The sequence below is a fragment of the Comamonas sp. B-9 genome (assembly GCF_000410635.1).
Lineage (GTDB): Bacteria > Pseudomonadota > Gammaproteobacteria > Burkholderiales > Burkholderiaceae_C > Comamonas.
Window position 1 is genome coordinate 1 of record NZ_KE148612.1, and the last position, 291, is coordinate 291.

Here is a 291-nt window from a genome sequence, read left to right on the forward strand (position 1 = left end):
CTGCGGTCCAGCTGCACGGCCAGCCAGCAGCGGCCGGCAAAGTGCTGCTGCAGCCAGGCGGCCTGGGCCTGGATCTGCGCTGTGCTGGCCTGGCGGCTGGGGGCCAGCAGCAGCAGGCAGTCCTGCAGCGCGCGCGGGTGGATGGCCGATTGCGCCAGCGCATAGCTGCCCTTGGGCGGTTTGCGCCGCAGCTGGGTGATGAGGGCGCAGAGGTTGCCGTAGCCGTGCAGGTTGCAGGCCAGTGCCACCAGGGTGAAGGCGGGCGCGGCCGTATCGCTGGGCTGCACCTCG

1 protein-coding gene is annotated in these 291 nt (G+C 72.2%); it reads right to left on the reverse strand.

Features of this window, described 5'->3' with window-relative positions:
• Positions 1-291 (reverse strand): hypothetical protein (locus tag H928_RS28325; protein ID WP_043340643.1); only part of this gene is annotated, 291 nt, incomplete at both ends.